Source organism: Priestia sp. P5, assembly GCF_029522155.1.
Taxonomy (GTDB): Bacteria; Bacillota; Bacilli; order Bacillales; family Bacillaceae_H; genus Priestia; species Priestia megaterium_E.
Map to the genome: position 1 here is coordinate 1,300,875 of NZ_JAKWFJ010000001.1, position 14,335 is coordinate 1,315,209.

Annotated in this window: 24 protein-coding genes; 13 read left to right on the plus strand and 11 right to left on the minus strand. The window is 39.5% G+C overall.

Going from position 1 to position 14,335, the window contains the following annotated elements:
* Nucleotides 1–20: 20 nt before the first annotated feature.
* A complete protein-coding gene (locus MMB69_RS06930) occupies nt 21–152 on the minus strand; it encodes a hypothetical protein (RefSeq protein ID WP_259345520.1) in 132 nt (43 codons plus the stop codon).
* 239 nt (nt 153–391) lie between these two features.
* Between MMB69_RS06930 and MMB69_RS06935 the strand changes: the two genes are divergently transcribed.
* The 4 genes from MMB69_RS06935 to MMB69_RS06950 all read left to right on the plus strand — a co-directional run bounded on the left by MMB69_RS06935 (nt 392) and on the right by MMB69_RS06950 (nt 1,512).
* Complete coding sequence (locus tag MMB69_RS06935) at nt 392–592, plus strand: helix-turn-helix transcriptional regulator (RefSeq protein WP_129703309.1); 201 nt, start codon at nt 392–394, stop codon at nt 590–592.
* A gap of 24 nt (nt 593–616) precedes the next feature.
* The gene (locus MMB69_RS06940) at nt 617–829 is read left to right on the plus strand and encodes a hypothetical protein (RefSeq protein ID WP_028414716.1); all 213 of its coding nucleotides are present in this window, start codon (nt 617–619) and stop codon (nt 827–829) included.
* A 73-nt stretch (nt 830–902) separates the two neighbouring features.
* Complete coding sequence (locus tag MMB69_RS06945; RefSeq protein ID WP_013084226.1) at nt 903–1,067, plus strand: hypothetical protein; 165 nt, start codon at nt 903–905, stop codon at nt 1,065–1,067.
* Nucleotides 1,068–1,098: 31 nt separating this feature from the next.
* Complete coding sequence (locus MMB69_RS06950; protein ID WP_277447449.1) at nt 1,099–1,512, plus strand: DUF5301 domain-containing protein; 414 nt, start codon at nt 1,099–1,101, stop codon at nt 1,510–1,512.
* A gap of 99 nt (nt 1,513–1,611) precedes the next feature.
* On the opposite strand, the gene MMB69_RS06955 is transcribed toward MMB69_RS06950, so the two are convergent.
* Together MMB69_RS06955 and MMB69_RS06960 are read right to left on the minus strand one after the other, a co-directional pair.
* Complete coding sequence (locus MMB69_RS06955) at nt 1,612–1,752, minus strand: hypothetical protein (RefSeq protein ID WP_013058226.1); 141 nt, start codon at nt 1,750–1,752, stop codon at nt 1,612–1,614.
* A gap of 166 nt (nt 1,753–1,918) precedes the next feature.
* On the minus strand, nt 1,919–2,551 hold the full coding sequence (locus MMB69_RS06960; protein ID WP_277448049.1) for a LysE family translocator: 633 nt from the start codon (nt 2,549–2,551) through the stop codon (nt 1,919–1,921).
* Between the two features lie 138 nt (nt 2,552–2,689).
* Here MMB69_RS06960 and MMB69_RS06965 point away from each other — a divergent pair, with 138 nt between their 5' ends.
* Nucleotides 2,690–3,301: a transglutaminase-like domain-containing protein gene (locus MMB69_RS06965; protein WP_277447451.1), complete on the plus strand. Its 612-nt coding sequence runs from the start codon at nt 2,690–2,692 to the stop codon at nt 3,299–3,301.
* Between the two features lie 128 nt (nt 3,302–3,429).
* Entirely contained in the window at nt 3,430–3,657 is a 228-nt protein-coding gene (locus MMB69_RS06970; RefSeq protein WP_277447452.1) for a hypothetical protein, read from the plus strand.
* Here the strand turns inward: MMB69_RS06970 and MMB69_RS06975 are convergent.
* The 3 genes from MMB69_RS06975 to MMB69_RS06985 form a co-directional block, all read right to left on the minus strand.
* Nucleotides 3,635–4,075, minus strand: a complete 441-nt coding sequence (locus MMB69_RS06975; RefSeq protein ID WP_277447453.1) for a DUF5391 family protein — start codon at nt 4,073–4,075, stop codon at nt 3,635–3,637. The genes MMB69_RS06970 and MMB69_RS06975 overlap by 23 nt on opposite strands.
* A 77-nt stretch (nt 4,076–4,152) precedes the next feature.
* Entirely contained in the window at nt 4,153–4,404 is a 252-nt protein-coding gene (locus MMB69_RS06980; RefSeq protein WP_277447454.1) for a hypothetical protein, read from the minus strand.
* An 89-nt stretch (nt 4,405–4,493) separates the two neighbouring features.
* Nucleotides 4,494–4,976, minus strand: a complete 483-nt coding sequence (locus MMB69_RS06985) for a DUF2500 domain-containing protein (protein ID WP_277447455.1) — start codon at nt 4,974–4,976, stop codon at nt 4,494–4,496.
* 126 nt (nt 4,977–5,102) lie between these two features.
* Between MMB69_RS06985 and MMB69_RS06990 the strand changes: the two genes are divergently transcribed.
* Together MMB69_RS06990 and MMB69_RS06995 are read left to right on the plus strand one after the other, a co-directional pair.
* A complete protein-coding gene (locus MMB69_RS06990; RefSeq protein WP_277447456.1) occupies nt 5,103–6,068 on the plus strand; it encodes a 2-hydroxyacid dehydrogenase in 966 nt (321 codons plus the stop codon).
* Between the two features lie 11 nt (nt 6,069–6,079).
* The gene (locus MMB69_RS06995) at nt 6,080–6,310 is read left to right on the plus strand and encodes a YczI family protein (protein ID WP_277447458.1); all 231 of its coding nucleotides are present in this window, start codon (nt 6,080–6,082) and stop codon (nt 6,308–6,310) included.
* Nucleotides 6,311–6,338: 28 nt separating this feature from the next.
* On the opposite strand, the gene MMB69_RS07000 is transcribed toward MMB69_RS06995, so the two are convergent.
* A complete protein-coding gene (locus MMB69_RS07000; RefSeq protein WP_277447459.1) occupies nt 6,339–7,214 on the minus strand; it encodes a Cof-type HAD-IIB family hydrolase in 876 nt (291 codons plus the stop codon).
* Between the two features lie 164 nt (nt 7,215–7,378).
* Here MMB69_RS07000 and MMB69_RS07005 point away from each other — a divergent pair, with 164 nt between their 5' ends.
* Nucleotides 7,379–8,137 carry a DeoR/GlpR family DNA-binding transcription regulator gene (locus MMB69_RS07005; RefSeq protein ID WP_269871884.1) on the plus strand — a complete coding sequence of 253 codons (759 nt, stop codon included), beginning with the start codon at nt 7,379–7,381 and terminating at the stop codon, nt 8,135–8,137.
* A gap of 52 nt (nt 8,138–8,189) precedes the next feature.
* Nucleotides 8,190–8,399: a hypothetical protein gene (locus MMB69_RS07010; protein WP_264408194.1), complete on the plus strand. Its 210-nt coding sequence runs from the start codon at nt 8,190–8,192 to the stop codon at nt 8,397–8,399.
* Nucleotides 8,400–8,437: 38 nt separating this feature from the next.
* On the opposite strand, the gene MMB69_RS07015 is transcribed toward MMB69_RS07010, so the two are convergent.
* Entirely contained in the window at nt 8,438–9,127 is a 690-nt protein-coding gene (locus tag MMB69_RS07015) for a YoaK family protein (RefSeq protein WP_264408191.1), read from the minus strand.
* A gap of 73 nt (nt 9,128–9,200) precedes the next feature.
* Nucleotides 9,201–9,701, minus strand: coding sequence for a GNAT family N-acetyltransferase (locus MMB69_RS07020; RefSeq protein WP_277447460.1), 501 nt, complete (start codon nt 9,699–9,701; stop codon nt 9,201–9,203).
* A gap of 115 nt (nt 9,702–9,816) precedes the next feature.
* Here MMB69_RS07020 and MMB69_RS07025 point away from each other — a divergent pair, with 115 nt between their 5' ends.
* The 3 genes from MMB69_RS07025 (at nt 9,817) to MMB69_RS07035 (ending at nt 12,400) form a co-directional block, all read left to right on the plus strand.
* Entirely contained in the window at nt 9,817–10,746 is a 930-nt protein-coding gene (locus MMB69_RS07025; protein WP_277447461.1) for a hypothetical protein, read from the plus strand.
* Nucleotides 10,747–10,850: 104 nt separating this feature from the next.
* Entirely contained in the window at nt 10,851–11,480 is a 630-nt protein-coding gene (locus tag MMB69_RS07030; RefSeq protein WP_277447462.1) for a CPBP family intramembrane glutamic endopeptidase, read from the plus strand.
* Between the two features lie 224 nt (nt 11,481–11,704).
* Nucleotides 11,705–12,400, plus strand: coding sequence for a FadR/GntR family transcriptional regulator (locus MMB69_RS07035; protein WP_013058211.1), 696 nt, complete (start codon nt 11,705–11,707; stop codon nt 12,398–12,400).
* Nucleotides 12,401–12,456: 56 nt separating this feature from the next.
* Here the strand turns inward: MMB69_RS07035 and MMB69_RS07040 are convergent, their stop codons facing one another.
* The gene (locus tag MMB69_RS07040; RefSeq protein WP_176343670.1) at nt 12,457–13,032 is read right to left on the minus strand and encodes a cysteine dioxygenase family protein; all 576 of its coding nucleotides are present in this window, start codon (nt 13,030–13,032) and stop codon (nt 12,457–12,459) included.
* Entirely contained in the window at nt 13,029–14,210 is a 1,182-nt protein-coding gene (locus MMB69_RS07045; protein WP_277447463.1) for an acyl-CoA dehydrogenase family protein, read from the minus strand. Before MMB69_RS07045 ends, MMB69_RS07040 begins: the two co-directional genes overlap by 4 nt.
* Nucleotides 14,211–14,335 lie beyond the last annotated feature (125 nt).

Sequence of the window (14,335 nt, forward strand, 5' to 3'; positions counted from 1 at the left end):
TTACTACTATGAATTGCTTGTTACACCGCTAATGATTTCCGTGCAAGGCTTCGCTTTCCGCGGGCGGCCGCTGAGCCTCCTCGTCGCTTGCGCTCCTGCGGGGTCTCACCTGTTCCGCTTTTTCCCGCAGGAGTCTTCGCCTTGCCCTCCAATCATCAGCTAGAAGCACCTGCATACACGAAACCTACGTTTACCATACCCATAAAAAATTAGCACGAGGTGAATTCTTAATCAAACTCGTTCGCATTGTCCTTCAACTAACCTACTTGTTCTAACCTCTATTTCAGTTATGTAAAAGACTCTACTTTGTCAAACATATTTGACAGTAACAAGAAAAATAATATAAGATATGGATGTAAAAAGTTTTTTACATTTTAGAGATGAGTGATGAATGGTGGAAAATCGAATTAAAGAACTGCGTAAAATCAAACGGATGTCTCAAGACGAACTGGCAAAAGTATGCGGCGTATCGAGACAAACGATTAATGCAATTGAAAACAATAAGTATGATCCAAGCTTGACCCTTGCTTTTCAGCTGGCTGAGGAGCTGGGAGCAACGGTAGATGAGCTGTTTTTATTTAGAAAATCATGATTTAGTTGAAAAGGAGAAGATAATGTGAAAGTAAAAAAAGCGGATGAAATGGAAAAGTTTGAAATTAAGCAAGCGGCGCGAAACGGCTTTTTATTTTATACGGTAGCGCTGTTAATTTGGTCCTCCTATGATTTTATTAAAACCGGTGAAAGAGGCTGGGAAGCCACAATTTTACTAGTAGGAATATGCGTATATTTTTGGACCCTCGTTTATTACAAGCGAAAAGTACATAGCTAATAAGCGAATAAGAAATCAAATATAGTTTGATCGCTTTATATAAAAGATTTACAGAGCAACGGTGGTGAAATGAATGAAAAATCGAGCTGCCGGAGTAGCTCTTACAAGTACGGGCATGTTACTGTTGATGGTAACGTTAGTACTTCCTGTTCCGGGATTAACGTATAGTTTACTTGTAGGAAGCAGCATTCTACTAAAAGGCTGCGGAACTGGAGGAATAAAAAGATGTATCACCTGAATGCAGCGTGATATGGAAAAGGAGGTTCCTTTTGAAAAAAAGAACAATTATTATAGCTGCACTTTTATTTATCGCAGTATTTTACTTTACATATACAGGGAAAGCCTATCAATTAAAAGACGTCATAAAAGTAGACCAAGCAAACGTTACGCGTATTGAAATAGATACAGACGAAGGGAAACGTGTAATAGACGATAAAAAGAAGACGAAAGAGATCGTACGTTCTTTATCACAGCTAGAAGTAAAAAAAAGCAAGGAGCTCGACCCAAAATTTGACCAGGCTTACTGGGTGAAAATCGTCGAAAATGGAAAAGATGCGTACGGATTAACGATTTACGATAATGACTACATAAAAGCGTTTAGCTTTGAAGATAAAAAACAGGCCACGTATACGATTGCTAAAGATCAAAAAGTAGATGTTAAAAAGCTGTTTTCAACTAAATAAACGTGAAATAAGTTTTCTCAAGCCTACTAAAAAAGACAGCCTGCGCTGTCTTTTTTTATTGAAATAATAGATTGAAAATTATGACTATTTAAAGCGGAATTAATCCTTGCCTATATAATTAATAAATGATTGAATTAGGTCAATATCAGGGTTAACCAATAGTGCTGGAAGAAGGCCGAATGTTAATAATACAAGAACGTTTGATCCAATAAAGATGCGAAGTGCTTTTTTGATTTTCATGATATTTCCTCCCTTTTTTATATTTTCGTATAAAAAGAGAAAAAAATCAATAGAAATGTGACGAAATTGTGAACTTTTTGTCTGATAGTCCCTGCTAGATTATAAAAATCCCCTCTCTATACTAGATAAAGAGGGGATTTAGTAAGTCATAAAATATGTAGAAACATTAAAAGTACATGCGCAGATTCCCAATAAACCGGTAAAGAAAGTAGCATGAAAAACCAATTAAGATGCATCCAGCTGCAATAGAAACCCATTTGATATAAATCTTATTCAGCACTTTTCTAGTTCCAGAGACAATCGTCATTAAGCCTAAGTCATGAATTAAAATCCCTGTTAATATCCCCGCAGCAATCAGCAGGAAATGAAAAGAATGAGAGGATTGAAGCGAGTTGGTCAGCACCGTTCCAAACACGCTTAGCCAAAAAATGAGATTGCTAGGAGAAATGGCAACAAAGATTCCGTTCACATAAGAAGATGCAAAGGACTTTTTTACGTGTTCTCCAGGATCCGTTATGTCATGATCCGCGTGTCTAATGCTGTCATAGCCAATATAAAGTAGAAAAAGTGCCCCTATAAGCCACATCATAAGCTGGATAAAAGGAGCCGATAAAAAAGAAGCTAGTCCAGAGTAAAGCAGCACAATTAGTAATAAATCAACCGTCATGCCTCCAAGTCCAACAACCCATCCGTGAAGAAACCCGTTTTTTAAACCTTGCTTTGTCATTTCAATCGTCACCGTACCAACGGGAAGGGCAATCGAAAGACCGAGCAGCACATTTGTTAAAAATAACGTCACCAAAAACAAAACCTCTTTCAATCTTGTATCTGCTATCGTTTTCCGTTTAAGTGGTCTTTCATTATATAAAAATATGTAATAAAATTCAATATTATGTATAAAAAAACATACTGTGAATATAAGAGGAGGAAAAAGTAAATGAAATTAATTTGTGAATCGTTGGAAAAAGAAGACTATACGCAAGAACTTCCTGAAGTAAACTTTACACATCCTTTGATTCAACAAAAGGTACGTGAACTCAAAAGCGGCTTGCCTCATTCTTCCCTAGCGTATATAAAAAAAGCATATGAGTTTGTGAGAGATGAAGTATCTCATTCCTGGGATATTCAAAGCAAAATCATCACGAAAACCGCTTTAGAGGCTTTAAAAGAAAAAGAAGGAATTTGTTACAGCAAGTGTAATCTATTAGCTGCTTTGCTGCGTGCAGAAGGGATTCCTGCAGGCTTTTGTTATCAAAGGCTGATACTTGGAGATACGATAGACACAGGCTACTGTATTCATGCCTTAAATGCAGTTTACATTAAAAGTGAAGATAGATGGATTCGATTAGACGCGAGAGGAAATAAAGAAGGAGTGCAGGCTGACTTTTCGCTGAAAAAAGAAAAATTAGCTTTTCCAGTGAATTCTATATGGGGTGAAATCGACTATCCAGTTATTTATACAAAACCTCATAAAAAAACAATGGACGTGTTGTCGCAGTACGAAGACTGCTTAGATATGTATTTGCACTACTTGCCTACCAAGCTATAAAAAGAGGTTGGGACAAAAGTATGTTAGTTGAAGCAAGATTAGAACGATGAATTGAGATTCTTGGTGGAGAATCCAACTCGTTGGAATTTTTTATTGGAAGGTTTCATGTATATGGCTGCTTCTAGCTGATGATTGGAGGGCAAGACAAAGACTCCTGCGGGGAAAGCGGAACAGGTGAGACCCCGCAGGAGCGGAAGCTACGAGGAGGCTCACCGGCCGCCCGAGGAAAGCGAAGTCTTGCACGGAAATCAACAGCGGTGTCACAAGCGTTTCAGCTCATCTCTCCAATTTGTTCGTTTATAACTGAAATTAGTATGCAACCTGTTTACCATTTTAAACGCTTTCCTGTACGGTAGCTGACGGTCTTTTAAACGCAACAACATACCACACAATATTCGTAATCAGCAAACCTAAACAAGAAATCATTATTCCTATAATTGAAGATAAGCTTCCTGAGAAATCTTCTAATCCGAATAAAAACAGAGCCGGCATCAGTAATAGAGTACTAGCAGCGATTAAAAGTCCAATGCTGCAAAAAGCGGCCATCACAAATTTTAAGAAATGCATTCCCAACATATAAAAAGCTAAAGGCAATAAGTATAAAAATAGAACCATGCCAAGAGATAACCACAGCCCAGTTGAGCCGAACGTATTAACGTTGGGGCCTGAATCTGCTAGAGGAGAAAGCGAACCAAGAACCAAAATGAAGCAGAAAAATAGGGCGGAAAGCAAAGTGGTGACTATCACACTATTTTTTGCTGTAGAATTACGCACTGTTTTTAACCTCCTTTTCAATAAACAAGTATATGGATTAATTTTACAATAAAAAGTTCAATTAAAACACCATTTTTTTACAAAAACCTTCGATAGGTTGGATAATAATGAAGAGAAGAAGGGTTAAGATAATACACGTGTACATATTTTTTGTGTGGACCTGGATAGTGGGTTTCGTGCCAGTATTGCGCCAGTATTGTTTGAATAGGGTGCGAATGAGGGGCTTCGCCGTAATGTCCGTAGTAGAGGCCGCTGCCTGAATAAGGAGAATACATAAAATCACCTGCCTGTTTACATGAATGTGTTACACGGTATGTTTTTGTGGTCAATAACGTTCTTCCATCATGTAAAAAGGGCACAAATAGGTCGGAATGCATTCCTACAGTAAAAAAGACCTCTAAAAGCAAGAGATCATAGGCTAAGCATCTGTATGTTCTTCACTGAGATTTCTTTGAAAATCCAAAAAACGAGTTCCTTGAAAGGTCAGCATTCCTTCATCGCCTTCTGCAAGCATGCCGTATTCGCTGCCTGAAACAGTAAATTCAGAGCGGTCGGTGCTTTCAAACTGAAAGGTTACATAGTAAGTTGTAGACGTGTGAGAGTGGTGATGTTCGTGAGCGTGACTGTTGTGGTGATGGACGTTTGTCCGTTTGCCCGTAATTTTTGCTTTTACAGATAGACGAGGAGACTGCTCATTTTTACTCCACGTGCTGATTCCTTTAAAAATAGAAAATAGAAAAATACCAATAACAATAATAAAAAATAGCATAACAAACGTAGACATTCCGTTAAATAACGCATCGTCTGGAAAAAAAGCGCCTCCGCTTAGGTCAGCATCACCTTCAAAAACAATGTCATCTCCGGACGGATCATCTTCAAATATCATTTCATCTTCAAACATTCGTATTCCCCCTTACTATAAATACGATTACTGAATGGAAAAAGTTTCATCTTTATAGTAGGCTTATGATAGAATAGCTAGTTTCTATTCATACATATGAGTGAACAAGGAAAAGGAGAGATACACATGGGGAAATACAAAGTTGTTATGTCTGGAAAAACGTGGCCAAATGCTTATGAAAAGCTAGCGGAGCACTGCGATATTCAAATGTGGGAAGGAGAAGGAAAGATTCCGCAAGAAACGCTGCGCGACTGGCTTCATGACGCCGACGGCTTTTTTAATATCGGACACATTACAGTGGATGAAGAGCTGTTAGAAGCAGCGCCGAACCTGCGCGTTATTTCTCAATCGGGTGTGGGGTATGATAGTGTAGATGTCGAAGCATGTACCAAAAAAGGCGTACCGTTTAGCAATACGCCAGGCGTGTTAGTAGAAGCGACGGCTGATTTAACGTTTGGTCTCTTGCTGTCAGCAGCTCGCCGCATTCATGAAGGCTATGAAAAAGTGAAGCAAGGAAACTGGGAAACGGTATTCGGCGTTGATTTATTTGGAAAAACGCTTGGTATTGTTGGAATGGGCGATATTGGAAGCGCCGTTGCCAGACGAGCAAAAGCGTCCGGAATGAACATCGTTTACCACAACCGAAGCCGCAAGCATGAAGCAGAAAAAGAGCTTGATGCCGTATACCTTTCGTTTGAAGAACTGCTTCACACAGCTGATTGTATCGTATGCTTAGTGCCGCTTTCAAATGAAAGCAAAGGGATGTTTGGAGAAGCGGAGTTTAAAGCCATGAAAAACAGCGCGTATTTTGTGAACGCAGCGCGCGGAGGATTAGTGGATACTGAAGCACTGTACGAAGCGCTGAAAAATGAAGAAATTGCGTATGCCGCTCTAGACGTAACAGACCCAGAACCGCTTCCGGCAGATCATAAGCTGCTGCAGCTTTCAAATGTGCTGGTAACACCGCATATTGGAAGTGCTACGTACGAAACGCGCAATCGCATGGCAGATCTAGCCGTACAGAACTTGCTTTTAGGCCTTGAGAAAAAGCCTTTAGTGACGTGTGTAAATGAAGACGTGAATTACAAGTAAGGAGAGATTTTTTGTTAAAAGCATTACAGCTTATTTTTTCAATTATTACCGTTGGACTGGCTCTTTATATTATGCTTACTCACAGCTACCAGTTCCTTTCGTTTTTAAATATACTGCTCGGGTTTACCATGCTAGTTTTAGGAGCAATTGAGTGGCAAAAAAGAAAAAAAACCAGCGCATGGCTGCTGTTTCTAGTTGCGCTGTTTAGCTGGTTTGTCGGTATTTACCGCATGATCAGTTAAAAACGCTTGGCAAATGCCAAGCGTTTTTTTAATGTGCTTCCAGCTGTGCTTCTAACACTTTTTCAATAACGGAAGCTACTCCGTTTTCATCGTTCGTTAATGTAACATCATCAGCTAACGCTTTAATTTCCGCATGCGCATTTGCCATAGCGATTCCTTTTCCAGCCGTCTGGAGCATCGATACGTCGTTAAAGCTGTCTCCAATGGCAATGGTATCATGAAGAGAGCCGCCAAGCTCTTTGACAACGTATGTTAATGCGTTTCCTTTTGACGCGTCTTTGTGTTCCAGTTCAAAGTTATGATCAGCGGAAGAGACAAGTGTCATATCATGCTGCTTGCTAAAGTGATCCCAGCCTTTTTGTCGTTTTTCATCATCAAATGAAAAAGCTAGTACGTTATAAAGCTCAGCGTTTGTATTTAAAATATCTTCATAGGATGCAACAAAGGCAAACCCCGTTTGGCTGTACTGCTTAGCCGCTGCGTGATGAAGTCTTTCTTCATCCACATTTTTATTGGCGCTTTTGACTCGGTCAATTTCAATGGCCAGCAGCTCACGGCCTGAGTTTGGCGTATAAATCGCGTGCTCTGCAAACACTTCATAGTAAAACTCGTTTGCATCCAGCCACTGAAGCGCTTCTTTTACGTGATGTGCATCAATTGGAACAGAATGTCTGAGGTGTCCGTTCGGGTCATGAATAGTCGCTCCGTTTGCGGCAATCACCCACAGGTTTGAAAGCTCAGCTTTTTTTAAAATTTCCTGCACGTCGAAATAAGCGCGCCCTGTAGCAACCACGACTTCAACTTCGTGTTTTTGCGCTTTTTTAATTGCTTCTGCATTAATTGTACTAATTTCACTGCTGCTATTTAAAAGCGTTCCATCTAAATCTGTAAAAATCATCTTCATAAACTATCTCTCCCTTTGACTATTATTACTTGTTTTTACGTGTTTTATCTTGTTTATCCTACAATAAACGAAAAAACACTGATAATCAAGCGTTTTTACATTGTTTTTACAAAAGAAACAAGTATAATAAAGTAAAAAGCAGAAAGAAAACAGGTGAACAAGCAATGTTAAAACAAGAAAGACGCAAACAAATTATGAATTTGCTTGAAAAAGAAGGGCGAATTGTGGCTACCACGCTTAGCCAAACGCTGAATGTTTCAGAAGATACAATCCGCAGAGATCTGCGGGAAATGGACGCGCTTGGTCTGCTGCAGCGCGTACACGGAGGAGCGCTTCCGCGTTCCACGTCTGCGGTGGATTACAGGGAGCGAAAACGTGAATTGATGGATGTTAAGCATTCACTTGCCGTAGCGGCGCTTCCGTTAATTAAAGACGGGCAGGTGCTGCTGATGGACGGAAGTACAACAAATATTCAGCTCGTCAAAGCTTTTCCAAAAAATTTAAACGTTACGGTTATTACAAACAGTCCGTTAATTACCGTCGCACTAGCGGAACATGACTTTGTAGAAGTTGTTTCTCTTGGAGGAACGTTTCGAAAAGAATCGATGGTCACGGTAGGACAAAGCGTGGTTGATACGTTAAAACAAATTCGAGCGGATCTTTGTTTTTTAGGCGTATACGCAATCGATCCTAAGATCGGCATGAGCATTCCTTTGCTTGAAGAAATGCACATTAAAAGCCAAATGATTAAAAGTGCGAGTGAAGTAGCGGCTATTGTAACAGCGAAAAAACTCAATACATCGTCAACGTACACGTTCAGCTCAGCAAACTCACTAGATTGGCTCATTACAGAAGAACATGTGAACGAAACCGTGTTAAATGCTTACCGCGAAATCGGCATTGAAGTAATCACAAATAAATAGTAGTTTTAGTAAGGAAGTATATGGTAATGTAGAGTGAAAAGGAGCTTGAGCGATGAGCGAACAAATAGATGTTACGCAGGAATTAGCGAAGCTTCAGCAAAGAGTCGAACACCTAGAGGAAAGAGTGGAAAAAGCAGAGTCTAAGCAAGGTCCTTTGCGGTCATTATGGGAAGCCATACGATCGATTTTAATTGGACTATTCATTGTAGGACCTGCAGCGGCAATCATTCTTGGCGTTTTAGCGGCACTGTCAGGAAAATAAAAGACCCGTTTCTTTATCGAAACGGGTCTTTATCATTATTATTTTTTTTCTGAATCAGAACGAAACTTCGTGCTGACAAAAATGATAATAGCTAACAAAATAACAATGGGCAGCCAAATAATTTCAAATTTATAAGCAGGCTCTGCAAGTGCGGCGATAACAGCGCCAAAGCAGTAAAGTACAAGAGACAGCGCGCGAAGAATGGCGTCGGTTGTAAACGTTTTGCGATAGCGAGGGCTGCGCAAACGTGCCGTTACGTCTTCAAAAAAGTTAGCAAGCGTCCCTGTTAATACAGTTGTTGAAATTCCGGCTACGCCAAGCTTTCGAGCCGCCGTTGTTTGAAGTCCCATTGCTGAGCTTAATAAGAAAATAAATAAGTAAGTTACATGTAAAGAAGGAGAAAACGAAGATAAAAGTGCAAAAACAAGTAAAAGTAATCCTTCTATTCCAAGCGCGATCGTTACGGCTTTAGGCCAAAACGTTTTTTCTTTGTTTCCAACAAGGATTGCAGCTCCTACAACTCCTACAATGAAGCCTCCTAAAGCTGTGAGGGAATGAAAAACAGTTGTTTCAAGCGAGTTTCCAATTGCTAATCCAAGCAGCACGATGTTTCCGGTCATGTTTGCCGTAAAGATATGGCCAAGGCTTAAGTAGCCAATCACATCGACGATACCCGCTGTGACACAAAGAACGAGCAAAATAATATTTCGATAAGTAGAATTCGTCACGGTAAGTCATCCTTTCTTTTTATACCAACTAAACAGTTTACCGTGAAGAAAAAAATCTGTCCAGAGAGTTGTCTTACAAATTTTTAAGCGTGTTCCATCCAAAAGCCACTTCAGATAGAGATCTGCCGTCAATGATCACGTCCGCTTGATCGATTCTTTTTCCCCCGAGCGCTTCGTAAAATTGACAGGCGCCGTTCTCTTCGAAAGCCCATGTGAGCATCGTATGTATATCTTGGTCTACCAGCTCTTGCGCTATTTTATGCAAAAGCGCTTTTCCAATTCCTTTTCGCTGATGCTCTGTGAGTAAATACATGGCATACAGTTCTCCAGTATAGGAAGGATGCTTGTTGGTTCTTTCTTTACCATAAGAAGCGAAGCCGACAATTTGACCGTTTTCTTCTGCAACGAAAACAGAATTTGATTCCAGCTGTTTTTTCCAGACGGCTTTTCGCTTTTCAGCGTTCAACGAATTTAAAAAAAAATCCGGAACAAGTCCTTTATAAGTCGATTTCCAGCTTTCTACGTGTACGTGGGCAATGCCCGCTTCATCACCAATTCTCCCTTGACGTATCATCTGCTCACCTCGTTTTTTTCTATATTTTAACATAAATTTAAAGGTGGCATCCCCGTTTTTCCGTTTTCTTTGTATATATATAGTAGCCATTTTACATAACAAAGGAGATGACGCAATGAGTAAATTATTATTAAAAGATCAGCCGTTAATCGTACTGCCGGCGCTTGCAGTCAAAGTAGGAGTGAACGGAGCGCTGTTTCTTCAGCAGCTTCACTACTGGCTTGAAAAAAGCGTAAACGTACAGGACGGATATACGTGGGTATACAACACCAATCAGCAGTGGCTGCAGCAGTTTCCGTTTTGGTCGCTTTCAACGATTCAACGCATCATTTCAAAACTTGAAAAAGAAGGCTTGATTATAAAAGGGAAATACAACCGCTCTAAATTTAACAACACGGTCTGGTACCGAATTGATTATGAGCAATTAGAAAAGCTTATGCCAAGCGATGAATTTGAAGAGCTCGAAGATGTCAATTTGACAGAAGGGGAAAGTCAAATTGAAGCAGCGGATTCACTCACTGTGAAGGCTTCATTAACAGAGACTACAGCAAAAAATACAAATCAAATAAAAAGAGAAGAAGACGCGCATGACGCTTACGTCCAAACGTTGGAAGCCGCTTTTATTGCTAGAAGAAACCGAGGGATGTATCCTTCAGCCAGTGATTTAAAGCATATGTACGAAGTCGCAAAAAGCGAAATACCTGTAGAAGAGGCGCTATCTGGACTGCAGGAAGCATTTGATCTCTACAAGCCTAAGTACAGCGGCGATACCATTCGAGCGTTTGCCTACATTAAACAGCATCTTTTTCATAAGCATTATGTAACATCGCAGCGAGTGCTTGCGAGTCAACAGGCTGAAAAGCCGCTTGCATGTGCTAATAAAAAGCGGGTGATTCGCAAGGAAATGACGCCGGATTGGCTAAAAGAAAATGAAGAGCCAGAACCTTCAGCTCCTGCTTTTAAAGACGATGCTCACTTTGAAGAAGAAAAGAAAAAGCTTGCTGAAAGTCTTCGTGAGCTGGAGCAAGAATTAAAAAATAATTGAAAATACCCCCGGACTTTTATAAGATAAAAGATAGTAAACCTTTTGAACACGAAAGGTTTACTAGGTAAAAGAAAAGCGGCTCTTAAAGAAGGTGCGCCATAAACATGATAAAATTTTTGTTTTTGCTGTTCATGCCTACAATCTTTGTTTTTTTCGGTTTGTGGCTTATCCAAAATGTGTTGGTAACATTTGTTTGCTTTTACGGCTGGATGTTTATGATTTTATATGCGAATAATAAAATTAACTTGAAGGTAGCGCTTACAAAAAAATCTCTGTATGTGGGAACTCTGAGCGGAGTTCTATGTGCCGCTGTGATAATTGGAAGCAGCCTGCTTTTTTCTGGTAAAATCTTTCATGCAGAAGATATGCAAGCGGTTTTGCAAATATGGGGATTTAGCGGATGGAAAGTGATCATTTTAGCCGTCATTTTGATTTTTATTAATCCTTATTTAGAAGAAATGTATTGGCGAGTATATATACAGAATAAAGTGAAGAAGCATCGGTCTTTACCTGCTTCAAGTATTGTTACATCAAGCTTTTATGCGCTTTATCACCTGTTTATTATTCTGCCCGTTTTTGCGTTTCCTTTTAATTGGATCTCGGCTGCAGGCGTTTTTTTAGCAGGTATAATGTGGGCGTGTATAAGGGAGCGATATGGTGCCGAAGCGGCAATTATTAGCCATGCGTTAGCGGACGCGGCGATTATGATTGTATACGGATTATATGTAAGATAGTGGTATTATGTCAAAAAACCATGAATCGTTATTCATTTATAACTTGTTTTCATGGTATAATAACAATAATAGTAAAATTTTATCAACACATTTGAATTGAAATAATGTATACTTGTAATACAAAGATTGAAGCGTTTACATAAATCGGAATACACATAGTTAATCTGGGTCCGATGAAAACTAAAAAAAAGAGAGAGATAATTACTTGGAGGAGGAATAGAAGTATGTTTGTACCTATTGAGCGTAAAAAAGTATCTAGTCAAGTGCTTGATCAATTAAAAAAGATGATTAAAGAGAAAACGTTCCCGCCAGAGTCTCGTTTGCCGTCGGAACATGAGTTATCCAAAATGTTTGGAGTGAGCCGCGCACCAATTCGTGAAGCGCTAAGCGTTCTTTCTGCCAGCGGATTAATTGAATCACGACAAGGCGGAGGAAGCTACGTAAAACGTGTAAACTTAGTGGGTATGCTTGATCCAATGACGTTTGAAATGGTTGAAGCAGATCAGGTTCTTGAATTAATTGAAATGCGTATTATCATCGAGTCGCAGGCAGCAAGCTTAGCCGCGCTGCGCCGTACGGATGAAGAACTGATTGAAATTAAAGAATCGTTAGAAGCATTTAAAAAGACGGTTCATAACAGTGAAGAAATTGGACATGAAGCGGACTATCGTTTCCATCATGATATTGTAAAAGCTGCTCATAATTCATTCCTTCTTCATGCTGTAGAAGATTTAGGTCATTTGTATCGAAAAGCGCTTGCTTATTCGTTAAATAAAAGCCAAAAAGAAAATCGCAAGCAAACGGATGCCGACCATGAGCGTATTTTTGAAGCGATTAAAAATGGAGAGCCAGAAGAAGCAGCAGAAGCGGTTCGTGATCACTTAGAGCACGTTCGCCAAAAAGTAATGGTATCTCAATAATAAAAAAAACGATAGCCCTTGTGGTTATCGTTTTTTTATTGCTCTATAGACTAATATTACGTGTACAGTGGGACTTCATTTTCATGAGCCGTCACGATATTTTTAGAAGAAGCAGATTCATCATAAATATGTCTCTTCTGTAAACCAATATCTGTTCCGTAAAGGTGAATGGTAATAGCGGGTTCAGTAAATGGATTACGGACACTGTGTATATCTCTATTCGGAGGATATACATACGAAATATCCTGAGCTTTAGCTGTTACTACCTCCACTTTCTTTAAGGCGTAGCTGTCTTGTTCGCTTTTAACTCTTTGGTACCTTGTTTCCTCAATTGCTCCCTCATATATCCCAACCAATCCCCATACTAAATGATCGTGTATAGGAGCGGTTTGTCCAGGTCCCCATACGAAACCAACGATTGAAAAAGCTTCATCCTCTGGTTTATATAACAAGAACTGGCTATATTTATTTTTCTTAGGCTGTCTATATGTAGCGGGCAATAAATCTTTTGTTTTTAAAAATAAGTCAAAGTGAGGTTTGAGTTGTTCCACAACTTCTTTTTCTAAGCTTGTTTGCTGTAAGACGTTGCGAATGGCAACTTCTAATTTTTTAATGTGTGTTGAAATAGTCATTGATTTTCCTCCAGGTCAAGGTGGTTTTTATAATTTTGCAGCGTCCAGGTGCCAAGGCGCTGAATTTCATAATCGATAGGGGCGTGCAGGGATAGGGTTCTAATATTCCTCCAGAAGCGATCGTAGCGGTACGTGTTAGACGTTGCTCTGCTACCCATGACGTCAAAGATTCTTGAGGTAATATCTAATCCTGCTGTAGTAATAAATGCTTTAGCTACCCCTATAGAATTTTGAATGCTGGTTTTTTCTTTTTCTGTAAGGTTCCAACTTTTCTCCCAAGCCTCTTGAAATGCAGCAGTAGTTTGGGAAATTAACGATTCAGCTGCTTCGTATTGAATGTGGAATTTTCCAAGATGTCTTTGAATGTAAGGGTCATCTATGGCAGATGAATGTTGGGCAAAACGAGCTCTCGTCTTCGTTGAAACGTATTGTAGGGCTTCGTTGATGGCGCTTTTTGTAACCCCTAACATAATGTGTGAAATAAGAAAATTAGCAATGCTTGATCGGATGCTTAAAAATTCATCGTTCGGTGGAACAGCTGCTAGAATATCTTCTTTGTAAACAGGCACATTTTTAAATGTAATGGACCCACTGTCTGTTTGCCTCTGTCCAAAATGATCCCAGTCACCGTTAACTTCAATGCCTTGACGGTTAGTTGGTATGACTGCAATTAATGGAATCTCGGTCTCTTCAAAAATACTAGATACAATTAAATAATCAGAGTCTGCACTTCCAGAACAAAAGGTTTTTTTTCCGTTTAACAAAATGCTTGAATTCTTTTTTGTAGCAAAAAGATTTAAATCAATAGGATTGAAGGCATTGCCCCAAAAGAGATTTTGTTGAATTGTTTGTTGGTAGTAAAAATCTGATTGCTCCGATGTTCCATAAAAGTAAGGAGTTGTCAGGTTAAGGAAATGATAGCCGTATACATGCGCTAGCGAGCTGTCTGCTTGAGCAAAAATCTGTACAACTTCACACACATCTCCCCAAGTTTTACCCATTCCACCCAGCCTTTCGGGAGTTAAAAGGTTCAGCAATCCACTTTTTCGAATAAGGTCTCGCTCCCATTTCGGATTTCCACCTTCCCTGTCGCGCTGAATGGCCGTTTTCTGAAATTCAGCTGCTAATAGATAAGCTTGTTCTTGTATTGATCTTTTCATAGGGGAATGAATTGGCATATGTTATTCCTCCTTAAGCTTTAATTGAGTAGAGATATGTCATATAAAACCAAAAACTTAGTTAACATGATAAAGGGAAAAGAACCTTTTGTATAATTGAAAAAAAAGAATTGATTATTCAATAA